Source organism: Pseudomonas moorei, from assembly GCF_008801475.1.
In the GTDB taxonomy this organism is placed as follows: domain Bacteria; phylum Pseudomonadota; class Gammaproteobacteria; order Pseudomonadales; family Pseudomonadaceae; genus Aquipseudomonas; species Aquipseudomonas moorei.
Genome location: NZ_VZPP01000004.1, coordinates 437508 through 456851, shown reverse-complemented (window position 1 = coordinate 456851; position 19344 = coordinate 437508). Strand labels below are relative to the sequence as shown.

The 19344-nt window shown below is 60.9% G+C and carries 20 protein-coding genes; 7 read left to right on the top strand and 13 right to left on the bottom strand.

Features of this window, described 5'->3' with window-relative positions; genetic code table 11:
• Window positions 1-68 precede the first annotated feature (68 nt).
• Entirely contained in the window at window positions 69-854 is a 786-nt protein-coding gene (locus F7R06_RS09950) for a sulfite exporter TauE/SafE family protein (protein ID WP_090323795.1), read from the bottom strand.
• A 210-nt stretch (window positions 855-1064) separates the two neighbouring features.
• Window positions 1065-1814 carry a hypothetical protein gene (locus F7R06_RS09945; protein WP_090323797.1) on the bottom strand — a complete coding sequence of 250 codons (750 nt, stop codon included), beginning with the start codon at window positions 1812-1814 and terminating at the stop codon, window positions 1065-1067.
• Between the two features lie 199 nt (window positions 1815-2013).
• Between F7R06_RS09945 and F7R06_RS09940 the strand changes: the two genes are divergently transcribed.
• Entirely contained in the window at window positions 2014-2835 is an 822-nt protein-coding gene (locus tag F7R06_RS09940; protein WP_090323798.1) for an aldo/keto reductase, read from the top strand.
• A gap of 29 nt (window positions 2836-2864) precedes the next feature.
• Complete coding sequence (locus tag F7R06_RS09935; protein ID WP_090323800.1) at window positions 2865-3335, top strand: DUF1810 domain-containing protein; 471 nt, start codon at window positions 2865-2867, stop codon at window positions 3333-3335.
• Here F7R06_RS09935 and F7R06_RS09930 read toward each other — a convergent pair.
• The gene (locus tag F7R06_RS09930) at window positions 3300-5660 is read right to left on the bottom strand and encodes a DNA polymerase II (RefSeq protein WP_090327458.1); all 2361 of its coding nucleotides are present in this window, start codon (window positions 5658-5660) and stop codon (window positions 3300-3302) included. The two genes, F7R06_RS09935 and F7R06_RS09930, sit on opposite strands and share 36 nt — an antisense overlap.
• Window positions 5661-5949: 289 nt before the next feature.
• Between F7R06_RS09930 and F7R06_RS09925 the strand changes: the two genes are divergently transcribed.
• Complete coding sequence (locus F7R06_RS09925; protein ID WP_047527469.1) at window positions 5950-6390, top strand: CBS domain-containing protein; 441 nt, start codon at window positions 5950-5952, stop codon at window positions 6388-6390.
• Window positions 6391-6567: 177 nt separating this feature from the next.
• Here the strand turns inward: F7R06_RS09925 and F7R06_RS09920 are convergent, their stop codons facing one another.
• On the bottom strand, window positions 6568-7191 hold the full coding sequence (locus F7R06_RS09920) for a glutathione S-transferase N-terminal domain-containing protein (protein ID WP_090323801.1): 624 nt from the start codon (window positions 7189-7191) through the stop codon (window positions 6568-6570).
• Window positions 7192-7401: 210 nt separating this feature from the next.
• Here F7R06_RS09920 and F7R06_RS09915 point away from each other — a divergent pair, with 210 nt between their 5' ends.
• On the top strand, window positions 7402-7803 hold the full coding sequence (locus tag F7R06_RS09915) for a hypothetical protein (RefSeq protein WP_151149665.1): 402 nt from the start codon (window positions 7402-7404) through the stop codon (window positions 7801-7803).
• A 100-nt stretch (window positions 7804-7903) separates the two neighbouring features.
• Here F7R06_RS09915 and F7R06_RS09910 read toward each other — a convergent pair whose 3' ends face one another.
• Window positions 7904-8995 carry a DUF1615 domain-containing protein gene (locus tag F7R06_RS09910; protein WP_090323805.1) on the bottom strand — a complete coding sequence of 364 codons (1092 nt, stop codon included), beginning with the start codon at window positions 8993-8995 and terminating at the stop codon, window positions 7904-7906.
• Window positions 8996-9151: 156 nt separating this feature from the next.
• Between F7R06_RS09910 and F7R06_RS09905 the strand changes: the two genes are divergently transcribed.
• On the top strand, window positions 9152-10681 hold the full coding sequence (locus F7R06_RS09905; protein ID WP_090323806.1) for an FAD-dependent monooxygenase: 1530 nt from the start codon (window positions 9152-9154) through the stop codon (window positions 10679-10681).
• A gap of 52 nt (window positions 10682-10733) precedes the next feature.
• On the opposite strand, the gene hemB is transcribed toward F7R06_RS09905, so the two are convergent.
• From hemB to F7R06_RS09890, 3 genes are all read right to left on the bottom strand, one after another.
• Entirely contained in the window at window positions 10734-11708 is a 975-nt protein-coding gene (hemB, locus tag F7R06_RS09900; protein WP_090323808.1) for a porphobilinogen synthase, read from the bottom strand.
• A 243-nt stretch (window positions 11709-11951) separates the two neighbouring features.
• Window positions 11952-12794, bottom strand: coding sequence for a PhzF family phenazine biosynthesis protein (locus F7R06_RS09895; RefSeq protein ID WP_090323809.1), 843 nt, complete (start codon window positions 12792-12794; stop codon window positions 11952-11954).
• Window positions 12795-12812: 18 nt separating this feature from the next.
• On the bottom strand, window positions 12813-13526 hold the full coding sequence (locus tag F7R06_RS09890; protein WP_090323811.1) for a glutathione binding-like protein: 714 nt from the start codon (window positions 13524-13526) through the stop codon (window positions 12813-12815).
• Window positions 13527-13878: 352 nt separating this feature from the next.
• Here F7R06_RS09890 and F7R06_RS09885 point away from each other — a divergent pair, with 352 nt between their 5' ends.
• Complete coding sequence (locus F7R06_RS09885) at window positions 13879-14553, top strand: histidine phosphatase family protein (RefSeq protein WP_090323812.1); 675 nt, start codon at window positions 13879-13881, stop codon at window positions 14551-14553.
• 87 nt (window positions 14554-14640) lie between these two features.
• Here the strand turns inward: F7R06_RS09885 and mnmH are convergent, their stop codons facing one another.
• The 5 genes from mnmH to F7R06_RS09860 form a co-directional block, all read right to left on the bottom strand.
• On the bottom strand, window positions 14641-15744 hold the full coding sequence (gene mnmH / locus F7R06_RS09880; protein ID WP_090323814.1) for a tRNA 2-selenouridine(34) synthase MnmH: 1104 nt from the start codon (window positions 15742-15744) through the stop codon (window positions 14641-14643).
• The gene (gene selD / locus F7R06_RS09875) at window positions 15744-16778 is read right to left on the bottom strand and encodes a selenide, water dikinase SelD (protein ID WP_090323816.1); all 1035 of its coding nucleotides are present in this window, start codon (window positions 16776-16778) and stop codon (window positions 15744-15746) included. The genes mnmH and selD overlap by 1 nt, the downstream gene beginning before the upstream one ends.
• Window positions 16779-16890: 112 nt before the next feature.
• Window positions 16891-17847 carry a quinone oxidoreductase family protein gene (locus tag F7R06_RS09870; protein ID WP_090323818.1) on the bottom strand — a complete coding sequence of 319 codons (957 nt, stop codon included), beginning with the start codon at window positions 17845-17847 and terminating at the stop codon, window positions 16891-16893.
• 30 nt (window positions 17848-17877) lie between these two features.
• Window positions 17878-18051 (bottom strand): DUF1427 family protein, encoded by a 174-nt coding sequence (locus tag F7R06_RS09865; protein ID WP_081997842.1) that lies wholly within the window; start codon window positions 18049-18051, stop codon window positions 17878-17880.
• Between the two features lie 107 nt (window positions 18052-18158).
• Entirely contained in the window at window positions 18159-18938 is a 780-nt protein-coding gene (locus F7R06_RS09860) for an AraC family transcriptional regulator (protein ID WP_090323821.1), read from the bottom strand.
• Window positions 18939-19084: 146 nt separating this feature from the next.
• Between F7R06_RS09860 and F7R06_RS09855 the strand changes: the two genes are divergently transcribed.
• On the top strand, window positions 19085-19312 hold the full coding sequence (locus F7R06_RS09855) for a DUF6555 family protein (RefSeq protein ID WP_020799440.1): 228 nt from the start codon (window positions 19085-19087) through the stop codon (window positions 19310-19312).
• Window positions 19313-19344 lie beyond the last annotated feature (32 nt).

Sequence of the window (19344 nt, the reverse complement as noted above, 5' to 3'; positions counted from 1 at the left end):
AAAACCGAGGTGACAGCAGAAACAAAAAAGCCCCTGATTGTCAGGGGCTTTTTTGTCGGTGCCGCATTTTAGAACACCAGTTTGTAGCCGATCAGCACCAGCATCGTCGCCAGGCAAGGACGCAGCACTTCATCGGAAATGCGGCCGGTCAGATGGCTGCCCAGATAAATCCCCGGCAGCGAACCGACCAGCAAGTAACCGAGGACATGCCAGTCCATGTTGCCCATGCTCGCATGGCCAAGGCCGGCGACCAGGGTCAGCGGCACGGCGTGAGCGATTTCCGTGCCGACCAGGCGGCGGGTCGGCAACAGCGGATAGAGGATGAACAGCGCCACGGTGCCCAGCGCGCCAGCGCCGATGGAGGTCAGCGCGACCATGGTGCCGAGCACCAGACCGGTGATGACCGTCAGGACATTCAGCCGCGTACCGCTGGGGTTGTAGTTGCCGCCGGCACGCCTGTGGGCGAAATCGAGCAGGCGTTTCTTGAACAGGATCGCCAGCGCCGTGGCAAACAGGACGAAACCCAGGGCCTGCTTGATGATGGCGTTCATCGCCTCGGGCGCGCTGTGCAGACTGCTCAGGAACCACAAGGTCAACGCCACCGCCGGTACACTGCCCAGCGTCAACCAGCCGGTGATCGCCCAGTCGATGTTGTTGTTCTTTCTGTGAACCAGCACGCCGCTGGATTTGGTGATGGCCGCGTACAGCAGATCGGTGCCCACCGCCGTTGCCGGGTTAATGCCGAACCACAGCAGAATGGGCGTCATCAACGATCCACCGCCCACGCCCGTCATGCCGACGATGAAGCCAACCACCAGCCCGGCTACGATCAACCCGATATTCACTAAATCCATCGATACGCCCACAAAGACTGCAAGGGAAATCTGGCCCGCAGCATAGCGATTTTTCTTATAACCAGTTATATCGATGCGATCTATCTTTATATCCACATCACCAAATGCCCCCTGGAGCTGGCTTGCCGGCGATGGCGTCGGTTCGGGCGATCAACGTGTGAACCACCCACCGCTATCGCTGGCAAGCCAGCTCAGGAATAGATGGCGAACTTACTGCACCGGCAGAAAATTCAAAAACAGCAGGCTCTGGGCGTAATTGAGGCCAATGCGCCGGTAGCGCTCGTCCAGCATCTGCGTCAGCAAATCCAGGCGCGCGACTATTTTGCCGAACTCCACGGCAAAACTCAGGTTGCTGCCCTCCTCCGAGATTTCGTTGGAGAACAGCATGGGTTCGCCGTTCTTATTTTGCCGCTGGCTCAGGATCCAGGTGGCAATCTCGATGTTGCGCGCAGCGTTGCTGACGAACGTCGGGTTGATCGCGTCCGTCATGTAGAACTCCAGGCGATTGCCGTGGGCGGTGACCAGCATGCTGCCGATGGCATAGATGAACGCACCGACCCGGTCGCCAAGAAACTCCGGACTCATGGCAAACCGCAGCGCCGCCAGGTCCTTTTTACCGCCAAGCGTAGGCAGCGGCTGCTGCAGTTCGATGGCCATGCGCACTTGCTTGCCTGCGGTGCGGGCGTCGAGGAAGCCGGATTTTTTCAGCTCGTCGGGGTTGCGCCGGTACAGCTTGCTCATCAGCAGGTAAAGGCTGTCGAGATTGTCGCGCATGGTCAGGGTGGCCATGCGGTCGACACTGGTTTGCAAAAATTCCTGGGGTTTGCCTTCGCGCAATTGAGTCATGAGGTCGTTGCCGTCCTGATGGCTGCATCCGCTGACGAGGAACGTCGACAGGCCAACCAGCAGCAGGCAATGGCGGCGGATTGAGGTGATACTGATGGGTAACGCTCGAGCCATGGGTTCTTGGACTTGGGCATGGGCCGACGGTGGGGATCGCCGCAGGCTGCCCAAAAGTAGAGCCGTTGATTTCGCAAAAGTGCAGTCATGCCGTCACCAATCGATCACCGGCATGCTGCAATTTTGATCGAAGCGCGGAACCCGGAAGCTATGCTGATTGCCAATAGCAATACGGCTTGAGTGTTTACAGGAGATTTGCATGCGTTCTCTCGAATTGGCCGGTGTCAACGTATCGGTCATCGGCCAGGGCACCTGGCAAATGGGCGAAGATCGCTCCCGGCACAACGAGGAGGTCGCGGCGTTGCGCCTGGGGATCGAGTTGGGCATGACCCTGATCGACACCGCCGAGATGTATGCCGAAGGTGGTGCCGAGGAAGTGGTGGGCGAAGCCATCGCCGGCCGGCGCGACGAGGTGTTTCTGGTCAGCAAGGTCTACCCGCACAACGCCAGCCGCAAGGGCATCCCCCAGGCCTGCGAACGCAGCCTGCGGCGCCTCGACACCGACCATATCGATTTGTACCTGCTGCATTGGCGCGGCCAGTATCCCCTGGAGGAAACGGTCGAAGCCTTCGAACAACTGCGCGCAGCGGGCAAGATCGGTCGGTGGGGCGTGTCCAATTTCGACGTCGATGATTTGCAGGAACTGGCCGCGCCGGCCTGCGCCACCAATCAAGTGCTCTACAACCTGGAAGAGCGCGGCATAGAATTTGATTTACTGCCCTGGTGTCAGCAGCGCAGGATGCCGGTCATGGCCTACTGCCCCATTGGCCAGGGCGGGAAGATGCTGGCCAATGCCACGCTCCGGCAAGTGGCCGCCCGTCACCGCGTGACGCCTGCCCAAGTGTCGCTGGCATGGCTTTTGCGCCAGGACGGGGTGATTGCCATCCCCAAGGCGGTACGCCCCGAGCATGTGCGACTCAACGCACAGGCAGCGCAGTTAGTGCTGGAACCCGGGGATCTGGAGGCGCTGGACCAAGCGTTTCACGCGCCGCAACGCAAACAGCGGTTGGCCATGGTCTGAGCCATCGCAGTCTGTCAGAGGACTTGCGCATGAGAAGCACCGATCGGCTGGACGCCTTTAACCTGCAGCGCTTCATTCAGGCGCAGGACCCGGTGTTCGACCGGGCTCAGGCCGAATTGAATGCCGGCCGCAAGCGCAGCCACTGGATGTGGTTCATCTTTCCGCAGTTTGCCGGGCTGGGTGGCAGCGACATGTCCAAACGCTTCGCGATCGGTTCCCGCGAAGAAGCCCGAGCCTATCTCGAGCACCCATTGCTGGGCGCGCGGCTGCGCACATGCACCCAAGAAGTGCTGAACATCCAGCAGCGCTCGGTGAAGGAGATCTTCGGCCATCCCGATGACCTGAAATTTCATTCGTCGATGACGCTGTTCGCCCAGGTCGCACCTGACGACAGCCTGTTCCATCAAGCCCTGAATCAATACTTCCACGGCATTCTGGATGACTGGACGTTGTCGCTGATGGACTCAAAACAGGCCCAGTTGCCCACCAATCAGGGTTGAGAAATCGTCATCGACGAACGGCAGGATCGCATCAGCCACCGGTTGCAACTGCTTGCTGATGTAATGCTCGTAATCGATGGGTGCGCTGCGGATCTCCAGCGGCTCAGGGCCGGCGATGGTGATCACATAACTGATCCAGCCGCCATTCTGGTATTGCCGCGGACGGCCCTGCCGGTCGTTGTAGTCATCGGCGATACGCGCTGCCCGCACATGGGGCGGCACGTTGCGTTGATAATCATCGAGGGTGCGGCGCAGGCGCTTGCGGTAAATCAGGCGATCATCGAACGCTCCGGCCAGGGTCTGGCGCACATAGTCGCGCACATAATCCTGATAGGGTTTGCGGTTGAAGATGCGCAGGTACAGCTCCTGCTGGAACTGGCGGGCCAGCGGTGACCAGTCGGTGCGCACGGTTTCCAGGCCTTTGTAGACCATCTCGTCGGTGCCATCGGCGCGCGTCACCAACCCCGCATAACGCTTCTTGCTGCCCTCCTCCGCACCGCGAATGGTCGGCATCAGGAAACGCTTGTAGTGGGTTTCGAACTGCAGTTCGAGCGCGCTCTCCAGGCCAAATTCCTGCCGCACATGCTCGCGCCACCATTGGTTGACGTGATCCACCAGCGCGTGGCCGATCTGCGCGGCTTCCTGTTGACCGTGGGCGCGGCGCAACCAGACGAAGGTGGAATCGGTATCACCGTAAATCACCGTATGGCCCTGGTCTTCGATCAACTGACGGGTACGCAGCATGATCTCGTGACCGCGCAGGGTGATGGACGATGCCAGGCGCGTATCGAAAAACCGGCACCCGCTGGAACCGAGCACCCCGTAGAAGGCGTTCATGATGATCTTCAGCGCCTGGGACAGGGGGGCGTTACGTTCGCGCTTGGCGATTTCCCGACCCTCGGCAACCCTGGCCACGATAGCGGGCAGGCAATGCCGGGTTCTGGAAAACCGGGCACCCCGGAAACCGGGCACCGACTCGCTGTCCTCGGGATGCTTGAGCCCTTCGATCAAACCCACCGGGTCGATGAGGAACGTGCGGATGATCGATGGATAAAGACTTTTGTAGTCGAACACCAGCACCGACTCGTACAGGCCCGGTTGCGAGTCCATGACAAACCCGCCGGGGCTGGCCTGTGGCGGGCGCCCGCCGAGGTTGGGCGCGACGAAGCCCTGGCGATGCATCAACGGCATGTAGAGGTGAGTGAATGCCGCCACTGAGCCGCCCATGCGGTCCACCGGCAACCCGGTGACACTGGCCCGCTCCAGCAAAAAGGTCAGCAATTGGGTGTGGGCGAAAATTCGGGTGACCAGCTCGCAGTCCTTGAGGTTGTACCTGGCCAGCGCTGGCTTGTCCTCGGCGAACATGCGGTTTATTTCGTCCATGCGCTGGTACGGATTGTCGATCGACTTGCCTTCGCCCAGCAGGGTTTGCGCGACGTTTTCCAGGCTGAACGATGGAAAACTCCAGGTCGCCGAACGCAGCGCCTCGATGCCGTCGATGATCAGCCGGCCGGCAGCGGAGGCAAAATAATGGTTGCCATTGCCGTGCTCGCGCCACTGCATTTCCTCGCCGCCACGCCCCAGTTTCAGCGGCACGCCCAGTTGCCGGGCGTGTTGATGCAGCACCCGCAGATCGAACTGCACGACGTTCCAGCCGATGATCGCGTCGGGATCGTGCCGGGCAAACCAGTCGTTGAGCTTTTTCAGCAGCAGGGTGCGCGAGTCGCAGTATTCGAGCTGGAAATCCACCTCGCTGTCATCGCCATTGGGTGGGCCGAGCATGTACACCTGCCGCTCGCCGCAACCCTCCAGGGCGATGGAATACAACTCGCCACGGGCGGTGGTTTCGATGTCCAGGGACGCCAGCCGCAGCTTCGGACGGTAGCCGGAATCGGGCTTCATCTGCGCGTCGAGCAACACGCCGTCGGCGCCTGGCATGCCACCAAAACGCACCGGGGCGGTGATGAAGCGCTCCATCAGATAGCGTTCCGGCGGACGCACGTCAGCCTCGTACACCTCAACCCCAGCCCTGCGCAGGGCGGTTTCCAGGCGCATCAATTGTCCATGCTGCCGGCAATACAGCCCTAGCACCGGACGATGCTCGAAATCCAGCAAGGCCAGTTCCCGCAGTTCGACATTTTTTTCGTCGTGCAGCAACGCCTCGACCTGCTCGCGCTGGCTGGCCGGAATAAAGGCCACCGACGGCTGATGAGGCAGGCGGATGCGCCGCGGACCGCTGTCGGTCGCCAGCCAGAACTCGACTTCCGTACCGGCCGGGGTATCGCGCCAATGCCGGGTCAGGACGAAGCCCTGCGGTAAATCCACCACTGAAAACCTCAACATTGATTCAGGGTGGTGATTCTACGCCACCACGGACCCTTGGGAGCGAGCTTGCTCGCGATGGCGGCCTGACATTCAACATGGATGTCGACTGATATGACCTCATCGCTGGCAAGTGCGCTCCCACAGGTATTTTGCCGGGCAGGAATCCGGGGTTTACCGAAGAAAAACCACCGAATGACGTTTTTTGCAGGTTATCTGCCGCTTTCTCTCTTGCCCTGCGCGCCGGCGTCTACGATTCTTCAATGACAACGACAACACCCGAGAAACCGCCATGAAAACCGTCGCGCAACTACTCAAGTTGAAAGATCAGAAGAATCAGGAAGTACACCAGATCAAACCTGGTCATATGGTGCTGGAAGCGCTGATGAAGATGGCAGAGAAAAACGTCGGCGCCTTGCTGGTGGTGGAAAATGACGAAGTGCTGGGCATCATCAGTGAGCGTGACTATGCGCGCAAACTGGTGCTGCACGGGCGTTCTTCGGTGGGTACGCCGGTACGCGACATCATGGTTTCACCGGTGATTACCGTGGACACCCATCAAACCGTCGATACCTGCCTGGGCATCATGTCCGACAAACGCCTGCGCCACTTGCCGGTGGTGGAGGACGGCAAGTTGATCGGCTTGCTGTCGATTGGTGACCTGGTCAAGGAAGCCATCGCGGAACAGGCGGAACTGATTCGTCAGCTGGAACAGTACATTCGCGGGGAATAACTCAAACATACCAACTATCCCCTGTGGGCGAGCCTGCTCGCGATAGCGGTCGTTCAGTCAACCAGGATGTTGAGGCTGATGCCCCCTTCGCGAGTAGGCTCGCTCCTGCAGTGACCGCGCTTGCCACAGGATCAGTTGACGCCAGGAAACACACTGCCCGCCTTTGTTTTGCAGTGCTCAGGCCGGCCAATGCCGGGCGAACACCGGCGCCAGCGTCGGATGTCGGTCAATGCGTTCCAGCCAGGCGTAAAACCCCGGCCGGGCCGTGCGCAAATGTTCGCGGCTGCCTGACCATCGACTGACCACCGCCGCCAGCACATCCAGCGCTCCCGGCGTCTCGTCCCCCAGATACAGCTCGGCGGAAAACTGATCGGCAAACACTTCCCAACTCCAATGCAGCCGTGCGCGGGTGCCTGCCATCAGGTTTTGCCGTGACGACTCATCCGCCACGGCCAGCCAGCGTTCGGGGTAATCGATGATGCCGATCGCTGCATAGCAATTGCTGACGATGTACACCAGGCCACGGATGGCCTGATCACGATCGGCCGGGTTGTCCGGCAGCAGGTTCGACTCGGGAAACGTCAGCCCGAGATGAATCAGAATCGCCGCGCTCTCGGTGAGGATGCTGCCGTCGGGCAATTGCAGGGTCGGAATCTGCTTGAGCGGGTTGAGCTTCTCCAGGGCCAGGGCGGCCTGCGAAGACGACTCGACATCGATGAAACGATAAGGGATCTCACACAGTTCCAGTGCCGCCTCGATTGCGGCCGCGCCCGAATTCTGATGACCGTAGAGCTGATACATACACACCTCCTTGGGATGCCAACCAGTGTAGAAGCCGCCCTTGGCCCTGCTGGAGCCATCCGACGACCGCATCATCAAGCCCACAAGGGGTATGCCGCTATCCCTATCAATCCCGTCGATGTTCACCATCATGCCAATGAAGTTCTCATAAAAATTGCGCGGCGTAACATCTGCTCCATACCCACCCAACAAGACCCGGAGCACACCACCATGAAACGCCAGACTCTTCTCAGCATCGCTTTCTCGGTTTTTGCAGTAAACGCTTTCGCCGCTACCTCTGCTCAACCTGTCGTCGCCGAAGGCGGCTCGGATCGTCTGATTGAAAGTCGCGTGGCAGAAGGTGGCTCTGATCGCCTGATCCAGAATCGAGTGGCCGCCGATGGCTCCGACCACCTGCAAGGCAACACCGTCGCCGCCGATGGTTCCGACCACCTGCAAGGCAACACCGTCGCCGCCGATGGTTCCGACCACCTGCAAGGCAACACCGTCGCCGCCGATGGTTCCGACCACCTGCAAGGCAACACCGTCGCCGCCGATGGTTCCGACCACCTGCAAGGCAACACCGTCGCCGCCGATGGTTCCGACCACTTGAACAGCAACCACATCGCTTGAATGAATGGCTTTACCGCTCTCCTCGACAAAAAACCGGCCTCATCAGCCGGTTTTTTTATGCCTGGGATAATCCGCAGAACCGCCTGCGATCGTGTGCTCTTCAGTCAGCCCGCGCCATACAGCGCTGATAACGCTCATCGACCCGCTTGGCAAACCAGGCCGTGGTCAGTTTGCGAGTGATTTTCGGGCTTTGCAGGACAATCCCCGGCAATACCTGCCGAGGCAATGGCCGGCCTTCAGCCTGTTCGGCCAGCGCAAAGACTCGCCTATACAACGTGCTGTCTTCGAACCCCAGGCTGTTGCCCTCCTGCAGCTGATCCCTGATCGTCGTATTGCGCATATCCAGTTGCTTGCCGAGGCTGCGCACGGCCACTTCCGTGGTGCCGGGCATGATCGAACCGTAATTGACCAGGTCGCCATCCAGCGCCAGCGGAATGCCCGAGGCCCGGCTCACGGCGTTCTGGAACGCCGCATTGCGGCTGGCGTACCAACCGGCGTTGAAATCGGCGAAGCGATACAGCGGTTGCGGGTAGTTCACCGGGTATCCGAGCAAATGGGCGATACCGAAATACATGCCGCCACGCCGAGTGAAGACTTCATGGCGGATCGAGCCTTCTACCGGGTAGGGATAACCCTTGGCGTGCTGCTCGGCAAAGTCGACGCTGACCTGCATCGGCCCGCCGGTGTGCACCGGGTTGAAGCCACCGAACAGCGTCTGGCCCATGGGCACCATGCCGATAAAATCATCGAAGATCGCACTCAGTTCCTTTTCGCTACGCGCCGCATTGAGGCGCTCGCTGTAAGTTTTGCCATTGGCCGAGCGCACCTGCAACGCCGCATTGACCAACAGGCCGGGGATGTGGGCTTTGGCGGCCCGACGATCAATTTCGTCGCGAGCGATTTTGCCCAGGCCAGGCACGCTCGGGTCGGCCTGAAAGGTCGACTCCTGCTCGGTGACAGCCAGCACCGAGCAGAGGTTTTGCGTGGTCGTCTCGATTTTCTGCGCGGCAAACGCCGCATAGATGTCTGTGGCCCAACCCTGGCGGTCAACGGCATTGGCCGGCAGCAGTCGCACAATTTCGGCCTTGACCTCGGCGGGCGTTCGCACCGGCGCCTGTTGCGTGCGTTGACTGCCGCAACCGGCCAGCACCAGCAACGCGACGATGCTCATGATCAATCGATGGGCTTGCATGCTGCTCCAGAAAATCCGTTATGCCGGGCTAACCATACGATCAATGGCCTCTCCGAGGCTATGCCCCTGAGCAAGGGTCTTCTCCGTTGGGCAGCCAGCCTGGCCGCCCGCCACGGCTGGACCATACTAGACCCACACCGCGAGGAGGACAGGCTCATGCACCGCAGCGACGTGTTGATCATTGGCGCCGGCCCGACCGGGCTGGTCCTGGCGCTGTGGCTGAGCAGACTGGGGATCCACGCAAGAATCATCGACAAAACATCCACGTCCGGTACCACATCGCGGGCACTGGCCGTTCAGGCCCGGACGCTGGAGCTGTACCGTCAACTCGACCTCAGTGACAGCGTCGTGCAGCAGGGTCATTGCGTGGAGGCCGCCAATTTCTGGGTCAAGGGTGAACCCGTGGCCCGCTTGCCGCTCAGCCGCATCGGCGAGGGCCTGACGCCTTACGCCTTCCTCGAAATATTCCCCCAGGACGAACACGAACGGCTGCTGATCAAACGCCTCGAAGCCTTTGGCGTCTCCGTGGAGCGCGACACCGAGCTCGAGGCTTTCGAGGAAACCGGTGACGGCATCAGTGCCACGTTGCGTCTGCCCGATGGTCAGCGGGAAACCTGCCAGGCCTGCTACCTGGCCGGTTGCGATGGTGCCCGCTCGGTCGTGCGCAAGGCCCTGGACACCGGGTTTCCCGGCGGGACCTACCAGCAGATTTTCTATGTGGCCGATGTGCAGGCCAGCGGCCCGACATTCAACGGCGAACTGCACGTGGACCTCGATGAGGCCGACTTTCTCGCGGTGTTCCCGCTGGCAGGAAGCGGTCGCGCACGCCTGATCGGCACCGTTCGAGATGAGCGCGCCGAGCACGCCGAAACCCTGCGATTCGAAGATGTCAGCAGCCGGGCCATCGAGCATCTGAAGGTGCAGATCGAACAGGTGAACTGGTTCTCGACCTACCGCGTGCATCATCGGGTGGCCGATCACTTCCGCACCGGCCGTGCGTTTTTACTCGGCGACGCGGCCCATGTGCACAGCCCCGCCGGCGGCCAGGGCATGAACACCGGCATAGGCGATGCCATCAACCTGGCGTGGAAACTCGCCGCAGTGTTAAGCGGCGGTGCCGAGGCCCGATTGCTCGACACCTACGAAACCGAACGCATCGCCTTTGCCCGCAAACTGGTGGCGACCACTGACCGGGTGTTCACGTTCGTCACCGCCGAAGGCCGCATGGCCGACCTGCTGCGCACACGCCTGGCGCCCTTCCTGATTCCGAAAATGGCCTCGTTCGAGAGGTCCCGCGAATTCCTGTTTCGCACGGTGTCGCAGATCACCTTGAACTACCGCCGCATGCCTTTGAGCATGGGCGTTGCCGGGCATGTTCATGGCGGCGACCGCTTGCCCTGGGCGCACGATGGCGAGGGGGACAACTTCGAACCGCTGAAATCCCCGAACTGGCAGGTGCATGTGTATGGCGACACCAGCGACGAAATGATCGCCTGGTGCATCGAGCATCATTTGCCGCTGCATGTGTTCGACTGGCGGCCAGCGTTTGAAACAGCCGGCCTGGGGCGTAACGGGTTTTACCTGTTGCGGCCCGACACCTACGTGGCGATAGCCGAAACCTGCTCGGACCCGAAGGTGATCGAGCGGTATTTCAAACATCACGGAATTCGGTCGTTTTTCGGCTGATCCCGCCCCCTGTGAGCTGGCAAGCCAGCTCCAACAAGGGACCGGGTGAGTCTTAGATCCCGGCCAGTGCCAGGTCCATCGCGAAATAGGTGAAGATCAGATCCGCCCCTGCCCGCTTGATTGCGCCAAGACTTTCGCGCACCACACGGTCTTCATCGATCGCCCCGGCTTGCGCGCCGAACTTGATCATCGCGTACTCGCCGCTCACCTGATACGCCGACAGCGGCAAACGCGACACCTCACGAATGTCGCGGATGATGTCCAGGTAGGCGCCGGCCGGCTTGACCATCAGCGCGTCGGCGCCTTCCTGCTCGTCGAGCAGTGATTCGCGCACCGCTTCACGGCGATTCATCGGGTTCATCTGATAGCTTTTACGATCCCCCTTGAGCGCGCTGCCACCGGCTTCGCGAAACGGGCCGTACAGCGCCGAGGCGAACTTGGTCGAATAGGCCATGATCGCCGTCTGCTGGAACCCGGCGGCGTCGAGTGCCCGGCGAATGGCCTGGACCTGCCCGTCCATCGCCGCCGACGGCGCAATCACATCGGCACCGGCACGGGCCGCCGCCACGGCTTGTTTGCCGAGGTTGATCAGGGTCTGGTCATTGTCGACTTCGTGGTTGTGCAGAACACCGCAATGACCGTGGTCGGTGTACTCGCAGAAGCAGGTGTCGGACATGACAATCATCTCCGGCACCGCGTCCTTGGCGATACGCGACATCCGCGACACCAGACCGTCGTCGCGCCAGGTGTCGCTGCCGCTGCTGTCCAGGTGGTGGGACACGCCAAAGGTCATCACCGACTTGATCCCGGCCCGGGCGTAACGCTCGATCTCGCCGGCCAGTTTCGATTCGGGAATGCGCATCACACCGGGCATGCTTTTGATCGGCACGAAGTCATCGATTTCTTCTTCGACGAAAATCGGCAGCACCAGGTCGTTGAGGCTGAACTCGGTTTCCTGGAAAAGACTGCGCAGGCTCGCATTGCGGCGCAGACGGCGTGGGCGTGCTTCGGGGAACTGACTGGACATGGGCATTCCTGGTAATCAGAGAACAAGACGAAAGTCGTAGGGGGGCAAAGCTTATGCCCTGCGAGGTACAGGGCACAAACGTCGAACGCTCAAGACTGCATTACAGCGATGGCAATAATCCTTGAGCAAACACCAACCTCCTGTGGGCGCGAGCTTGCTCGCGAAAGCGGTGAGTCCGTCAGGCCATGGCGCCTGACACTCCGCCTTCGCGGGCATCCCGCTCCCACAAGAGGTTCAGTGACACTACAGCGTTAGCGTGCCATCGACGCAGGTCACCACCGCACCACCGATCCAGATTTCATCACCTATCTGTTCCACCTGGATGCGCCCGGCACGGCCCATGGTCAGGCCCTGGCTGACGACGTAGCTGGCCGGTGCCAATCCTTCGCCGATCAGCCATTGGGCAATTCCGGCATTCAGGCTGCCGGTGGCCGGGTCTTCAGGCATTCCATCGCCGGAAATGAACGCTCGGACCTCGAACTGCGCATCATCGCCATCGCGCTCGGGTTGCCAAGGTGCAATGACACCGACGGCCAGGCCGAGCATTTGCGAATGGTCCGGTTGCAAGTCCAGGACCTGTTGTCGATCCTCGACCATCACCGCCAGCCAACCGGCGCCGTTATCGACCCAATGCGCCCGGACAATCGCATCCCGTTCAAGCCCCAGGCCCAATCGCACACGCTCCACCAACCCGGCCTCCACTGGCCCGGACTTGAGCAGCGGCGGAGCGAGAAATGCCAGTTCCGCGCCCTGTCGACGAACCCGCACCAGGCCGACACCACACTCCTGAATGATCTCGTCACCCTTGGGTATACCGCCCGCCTCAAGCCAGGCGTGGCAGGTGCCCAGGGTGGGATGGCCGGCAAATGGCAATTCGTTCAATGTCGTGAAAATCCGCACCCGATAATCGGCCCGAGGGTCCTGCGGCTCGAGCACGAAGGTGGTTTCGCTGAGGTTGGTCCAGGTCGCGAACGCCCCCATGCGCTCATCGCTGAGCCCATCGGCGCCGAACACCACCGCCAGCGGGTTGCCCTTGAGTGGCACGCGACTGAAAACATCGACTTGCTTGAAATTGTATGAACTCATGGCCGTCCCTGGTCGTGATCAGATCGAAACGTTTGGCTTTGGAATTTCCAGCCCGCGCTTGACCGCCGGCCGTGCCAGGAACTTCTCCAGCACCCGGGTGACGTTGGGGAAATTCTGGATACCGACCAGATCGCCTGCCTCATAGAAGCCGATCAGGTTGCGCACCCAGGGGAAGGTCGCGATATCGGCAATGGTGTAGCGCTCGCCCATGATCCAGTCACGCCCTTCAAGGCGCTTGTCGAGGACGCCGAGCAGGCGTTTGCTTTCTTCGACGTAGCGGTCACGGGGACGTTTGTCTTCGTAGTCCTTGCCGGCAAATTTATTGAAGAAGCCGAGCTGGCCGAACATTGGCCCGATGCCGCCCATCTGGAACATCAGCCACTGAATGGTTTCGTAGCGCGCTGCCGATTCCTGGGCCAGCAACTGCCCGCTTTTGTCGGCGAGGTAGATCAGAATCGCCCCGGACTCGAACAGTGGCAAGGGTTGGCCGTCCGGGCCATGGGGATCGAGGATGGCCGGGATCTTGTTGTTGGGGCTTAACGACAGGAATTCGGGGGACATTTGATCATGGGTGTCGAACCCGACGCGGTGCGGCTCGTAAGGCAAGCCGATCTCTTCGAGCATGATCGAGACCTTGACGCCGTTGGGGGTCGGCAAGGAGTACAGCTGAATCCACTCCGGGTACTGTGCGGGCCATTTTTGGGTGATGGGAAACGCAGACAAATCGGTCATGGGAAGGATCCACGAGAAAATTGAAAGTAGTGATACTAATGCAGGAGTTGCGCTGCCGTTATCAATATCACTGATGTTGAAGATCAACAGTTGACAGTCCGGATCAAGCCTCTAAGGTGTAGCCTGTCCATCATTTCGCAACATCCTGTCGCTAATCTTCGCTCCAGTCATTTCAGGGGTACCGGTAGATTGCAGCGCACGGTCGGAATCGAACCAAACAGGCACCTGCGGACTCTGAGCACTGGCCATCCAAAGACGACCCGACTCATAGACATGGAAAACACCCGATGCCGGCAACTCGTGGTGTAGAGGTTTGTCAGCCCTAACCCAATGTGCGAAGCCCCCCTATTCCATGAAGAACCCTCTGAAATTCGCCAATCGCTTCAAACGCCGTGCGTACATATTCCTGCCCGCATTGCTGGCGGCCAGTGCGTTATTCCTGTCGCTTGAGTCCCTTGAAAGTCGCGCCCAACCGGTAGACGGTGTGCAGACGCTGGTGTTCCTGCGCCATGCGGAAAAACCTGCCGGCGGCCTGGGCCAGCTCAATTGCCAGGGCCTGAACCGTGCGATCGACCTGGCCACCTTGCTCCCGGAAAAATTCGGCAAGGCCAACTACGTATTCGCCGCCAACCCGACGCGCAATGTCGAGGAAGGTGAGCTGAACAATTCCTACAGCTATATCCGTCCATTGATGACCATCAGCCCCAGTGCGATAAAGCTCGGCTTGCCGGTCAACATCAATTTCTCGGCCAACGACACCGGCGACCTGGCCGATGAACTGCTCCAGGACAAGTATCACAACTCGATCATTTACACCGCCTGGTCCCACGGTTACCTGCCGGAGCTGATCAACAAGGTCGCCGGGGAAGCGGTCGGCAAGAAACAGACGATCACCGAGGACTGGGAGTCGAGCGACTTTGATTCGCTGATCGTGTTGACCCTGACCTGGCGCAACGGCAAGGCCAGCCTGGAAAGCCATCGCTACAAGCAAGGGCTGGACAATGGGCCGCAGACTTGCCCGACCTGAGTTATACAGGGCCTGATCGGGCCCTTTGTGTACGCCACAGCCCCTGTGGGAGTGGGCTTGCCCGCGATGAGGCCGGCAAAACCGCCCTCACCCTCGCTGACTGACCCGCTCCCGCAAATACCCCAACACCGCTTCGCGATTCCCGGCAAACTCGATCCGCGCGCCCTTCTTTTCACGTTGAAAGGCATACATCGGATCGTAGTACTCAGTCAGTAACCCCTCGATCCAGCCCCGGTGCAAATCCACCGCGCCGCTGCGACCCTGCTCCGCCAAGGCATCCTCCATCAGAATCAGCATCCGTCGATGGCGCTCGCCACCCAGGCGCTTGTGCACGTTATTCAAACTCTCCAGCATCCGCTCGGAAAACAGCGCAAAGCCTTCCTCGCCGCGCACCCGGATGAACTCGGCGCACAGGTCCACCACATAATCACGCAGAATTCGCTCGACCCGCCCCTGCAGGCTGTCTTCGAGCCAGACCATCGGAAACTGCTGCATGCCCTGATACAGCGGCAACGGCAAGGCACAGCTGCCGATCGCCCGGCTCTCGTCTTCCAGCACGAATTGTTCAAGGCCGGCGGCGCGTTTTTTCAGCATATCCACCGCCAGGCGATTTTCAAAGTCGATATTGGTCGGTTGACCCGTGGCGCGCTTGCCGAAACTCGAGCCGCGATGATTGGCGTGACCTTCTAGGTCAAGGCCGTTGCGCAACTGCATCAGCACTTCGGTCTTGCCGGTGCCAGTCATGCCGCCCAACAACACGAAATCGCACTGCGCAACGGCCTGATCGAGGGTATCGAGCAGAAAGCTGCGCATGGCCTTGTAGCCGCCACCGACTCGCGGGTAGTCGATGCCCGCCTCGTCCTTGAGCCATTGCTGGACGATCTGCGAGCGCAACCCGCCGCGAAAACAATACAAAAGCCCATCGGGATGAGCCCGGGCGAAGTCTGCCCAGGCCTGGATGCGTTCGGCCTTGATCGCGCCGGACACCAGTTGATGGCCCAGTTCGATGGCGGCTTGTTGGCCCTGCTGCTTGTAACAAGTGCCGACCCGTTGCCGCTCGTGATCGTTCATCAGCGGCAAATTGACCGCCCCGGGAAACGAGCCCTTGAGAAACTCGACCGGCGCACGGGCATCCATCAGCGGCCGGTCGTTGAGGAAAATATCGCGGTAATCGGTGCAGTCGGCAGACATCAAGACACCTCGACCGCATTACTCTGTCGCTCGACCAGTTCACCGATGGGTGCCAGGTCCAGGCCCATTTGCGCAGCGGCCGCGAGAAAGCTGTCGTTACCCTCGGGCGTCACCGCGATCAACAGGCCGCCGCTGGTCTGCGGGTCGCACAACACGCGTTTGTGCAGTTCCTGCAATCGCCCCAGTTTGCTGGCATAGCTGTCGTAATTACGCAAGGTCCCGCCGGGAATGCAGCCCTGTTCCAGGTAATACTCGACACCTGGCAGACGCGGTACGCGGTCGTATTCGATCAGGGCGGTCAACTGGCTGCCATCGGCCATTTCCACCAGATGCCCCAACAAACCGAAACCGGTGACGTCGGTCATCGCGGTCACGCCATCCAGTTTGCCAAAGCGGCTGCCGGGTTTATTCAGGGTACACATCCAGTCCCGGGCCAGGCCGATGTCAGCGTTGCGCAACTTGCCTTTCTTTTCGGCGGTGGTGAGGATGCCGATGCCCAGGGGTTTGGTGAGGTAAAGCAGGCAACCGGCCGTCGCGGTGTCGTTGCGCTTCATATGGCGCTTTTCCACCAGCCCGGTAACGGCCAGGCCGAAGATCGGCTCCGGTGCGTCGATGGAATGCCCGCCAGCCAACGGAATACCTGCTTCATCGCACACCGAACGGCCGCCGCGAATCACTTCCCGGGCAATTTCCGGCGCCAGCACATTGACCGGCCAGCCAAGAATGGCGATGGCCATCAACGGGTCGCCACCCATGGCGTAGATGTCACTGATGGCATTGGTGGCGGCGATGCGGCCGAAATCGAAAGGATCATCGACGATTGGCATGAAGAAATCGGTGGTCGACACCACGCCGCGCTCTTCGTCGATGGCATACACCGCCGCGTCATCGCGCGAGGCGTTGCCGACCCAGAGCCTGGGGTCCAGATTCTGCGCGCCACTGCCGGCGAGAATCACTTCCAGTACCTGGGGAGAAATCTTGCAACCGCATCCAGCGCCGTGGCTGTACTGGGTCAGGCGAATCGGCTCGCTCATGGGGGCACCTCGCAGGAAAAGTGCCGTCGATTCTATCAGAGCACCATTGCGGCAGCGCATTGCATCGCCGCAGCCCCTGTGGGAGCGAGTCCGCCCCCACAGGTGGGCGGTGTTACGGCAACAGGATCACTTTGTCACCGCTGCCCTGATTGACCTCGGCATAACGCTCCAGGCCCTCGGCCAATGGTGACTCGAACAGCCCCTGGGGCAACGGCAGCAAGTCCTGATCGAAGAATTGACCGAACTGATCGAGCATCGCCGCGCACGCTTGCACGCCGTACAGCAACGAGTTGATGCCGACCACAGAGCCGCCCTTGCGGTACAGCGCCAGGGCCGGTAGCTGAACCATGCCATCCACCGGCGCGGCGATGATGGCGATGCGCCCGAAGGTGGCCAATGCCGCAACAGACGCCGGCAACCAGAATCCCGTGGTATCGAAAATCACATCAGCGCCGCCTTTGAATACGGCATTGACCTGAGCACCCAGGTCCTCGGGTTTATCCAGTTGCAGCGTCTGATAGCCCTGATCCTGCAAGTCCTTGACCTGCTCTGGTCGCCGCGCGGCTGCCAGTACTCGGGCACCGCGCACCTTGGCCAATGCCAACGCGGCACTGCCCACCGCCCCGCCGCCGATCACCAGCAAGCGGGTTTCGGCGGTCACCAGGCTGCGCTCCAGTGCATCCCACGCCGTGGTGTAGGGCACCCCCAGGCTGGCGGCCTGAGCAAAGCTCAAATGCGTGGGCTTGAGGGCGACGCCATTGGCCGGCAACTTGACGAATTGCGCATGGGAGCCATCGGCGAAAAAACCCAGCTCGCGGCCGGTGCCCCAGACGTGTTGACCGACCAGCGCCTGCGGGCCTTCAACGACGATGCCGGCAAAATCGCGACCGGGAATCCGCGGCATCGTGGTATAGGGAAAACGACCCAGCACGTTCTTCACATCACTGGGGTTGAGCCCCGCCGCCTTGATTTCCACCAACACTTCATCGGCGCCGGGAACGGGCGTCGGAACCTCGACGTAGCGCAGGGCCGAGAGGTCGCCGGTTTTGTCGAACTGCAATGCTTTCATGAGGGTTTCCATCGAATGATCAGAAGAGGTTCAGGAGATCCAGCCGGCCACCAGTTCGCGGCCCATCGGCCAGAGCTTTTCGCCGGCCAGCATGCCGAGCAGGCCTACCAGTGCGATCGCCGGTGGTGCGGGGGAACGAAAATCCAGGGCGCCGTAGAGCAGGCCGACACCCAGGCCGATCGCCAGTGAAATGAGGTAATTCATGACAGACTCCTTGGGCAATTGAGACATGCCCGAAAGTCTAGTGCGCAGTGTTGACGAGTACCGGCCAAGTGCTTCTGAATATCGGCCAAACCCCGGCCCTGAACGCTTCAGCCCTGAGGCTGGCCTGCCGAAAACTGCGACGGCGCGACACCCAGTTCCCGACGGAACATATCGCTGAAGCTGCTGGGCGAATACCCCAGCTCACGGGCGATGGCACTGACGGGCACCCCCTGAATCAACTCGGCCACTGCCGTCGCCAGTTGCACCTGGCGCCGCCATTCAGCGAAGCCCATGCCCAGACCGTCCTTGAACAACCGCGCCAGGGTCCGCACGCTGGCACCGGCGTTTTCCGCGTGTTGCTCGAAAGGAATGTCCAGCGACGGCGCGGCCATGACCGCCTGGCAGAGGTTCGTCAGCCGCCGGTCAGACTCATCCGGCAGCGGGATTTTCAGCAGCGAGCGCCTGGCCCGCTTGAGCTCCAGCAGCGCCAGTCCCACCAGTGCTTCGTAATACTCGGGCGCACCGTCGTCGCCCTGCTCCACCAGGCCAACGATCAACTCGCGCAACAAACCGCCGACTTCGATGACCTGGACACTGGCATCGAGCGTTGCCGCCAACGACGGTCGCAGGTAGATGTTGCGCATTTGCAGGTCCGAGACCACGCGAATCCCATGAGGCACGCCGGGCGGCAACCAAACCGCCCGTTGCGGAGGCACCACCAGCGCCTCGTGAGGCGTCTCGACCCACATCACGCCACTCATCGCATACAGCAACTGCCCCCAGACATGCTCATGCGGTTCGATGAACAACCCACGCGGATAAGTGCGCGCCAGCGGTTGCACGGGCACATCGGTATCACTCAGGTCAGGCGGGGCGGCAAGGGCCATGGGCAGCAATCATTGGGGTCGGGAAAGGCCCAATGGTAACGAGGCCTTGTATTTGCCGCCAGCGGCTGCCACCGTCCGCCAATCCGAATGAATTTTCCGTGTGGCCCGTGATCCGTTTATGTACCACAGGGAGGAATACGGGCTATATGAACAATGCAAAACTCTTCGTCATTGAATACACCCTTCATGGCGTGCCCAAGTCGTTCATTATCCGTCTGGACAAAATGGACAACGCAGAAGCCTGGCATTGGGCAAGCTGCGACGCGGGAGTGGGCCGCATACCGCGCTTCGGCAGGGAGAAGGTGCAAAAGACCAGCAAGCCGATGGCAGAGAAATTCGGCGTGGAAAACGTCAAGTGGCGGCCGGCTGGCTGACGCCTGGCAAGCAACAGGATTAGAGGGGGGGC

Excerpts from the sequence above, each read along its gene's own strand:
- F7R06_RS09950 (WP_090323795.1), bottom strand. The coding sequence starts at position 854 with ATGGATTTAGTGAATATCGGGTTGATCGTAGCCGGGCTGGTGGTTGGC.
- F7R06_RS09945 (WP_090323797.1), bottom strand. The coding sequence starts at position 1,814 with ATGGCTCGAGCGTTACCCATCAGTATCACCTCAATCCGCCGCCATTGC.
- F7R06_RS09940 (WP_090323798.1), top strand. The coding sequence starts at position 2,014 with ATGCGTTCTCTCGAATTGGCCGGTGTCAACGTATCGGTCATCGGCCAG.
- F7R06_RS09935 (WP_090323800.1), top strand. The coding sequence starts at position 2,865 with ATGAGAAGCACCGATCGGCTGGACGCCTTTAACCTGCAGCGCTTCATT.
- F7R06_RS09925 (WP_047527469.1), top strand. The coding sequence starts at position 5,950 with ATGAAAACCGTCGCGCAACTACTCAAGTTGAAAGATCAGAAGAATCAG.
- F7R06_RS09920 (WP_090323801.1), bottom strand. The coding sequence starts at position 7,191 with ATGTATCAGCTCTACGGTCATCAGAATTCGGGCGCGGCCGCAATCGAG.
- F7R06_RS09915 (WP_151149665.1), top strand. The coding sequence starts at position 7,402 with ATGAAACGCCAGACTCTTCTCAGCATCGCTTTCTCGGTTTTTGCAGTA.
- F7R06_RS09910 (WP_090323805.1), bottom strand. The coding sequence starts at position 8,995 with ATGCAAGCCCATCGATTGATCATGAGCATCGTCGCGTTGCTGGTGCTG.
- F7R06_RS09905 (WP_090323806.1), top strand. The coding sequence starts at position 9,152 with ATGCACCGCAGCGACGTGTTGATCATTGGCGCCGGCCCGACCGGGCTG.
- hemB (WP_090323808.1), bottom strand. The coding sequence starts at position 11,708 with ATGTCCAGTCAGTTCCCCGAAGCACGCCCACGCCGTCTGCGCCGCAAT.
- F7R06_RS09895 (WP_090323809.1), bottom strand. The coding sequence starts at position 12,794 with ATGAGTTCATACAATTTCAAGCAAGTCGATGTTTTCAGTCGCGTGCCA.
- F7R06_RS09890 (WP_090323811.1), bottom strand. The coding sequence starts at position 13,526 with ATGACCGATTTGTCTGCGTTTCCCATCACCCAAAAATGGCCCGCACAG.
- F7R06_RS09885 (WP_090323812.1), top strand. The coding sequence starts at position 13,879 with ATGAAGAACCCTCTGAAATTCGCCAATCGCTTCAAACGCCGTGCGTAC.
- mnmH (WP_090323814.1), bottom strand. The coding sequence starts at position 15,744 with ATGTCTGCCGACTGCACCGATTACCGCGATATTTTCCTCAACGACCGG.
- selD (WP_090323816.1), bottom strand. The coding sequence starts at position 16,778 with ATGAGCGAGCCGATTCGCCTGACCCAGTACAGCCACGGCGCTGGATGC.
- F7R06_RS09870 (WP_090323818.1), bottom strand. The coding sequence starts at position 17,847 with ATGAAAGCATTGCAGTTCGACAAAACCGGCGACCTCTCGGCCCTGCGC.
- F7R06_RS09865 (WP_081997842.1), bottom strand. The coding sequence starts at position 18,051 with ATGAATTACCTCATTTCACTGGCGATCGGCCTGGGTGTCGGCCTGCTC.
- F7R06_RS09860 (WP_090323821.1), bottom strand. The coding sequence starts at position 18,938 with ATGGCCCTTGCCGCCCCGCCTGACCTGAGTGATACCGATGTGCCCGTG.
- F7R06_RS09855 (WP_020799440.1), top strand. The coding sequence starts at position 19,085 with ATGAACAATGCAAAACTCTTCGTCATTGAATACACCCTTCATGGCGTG.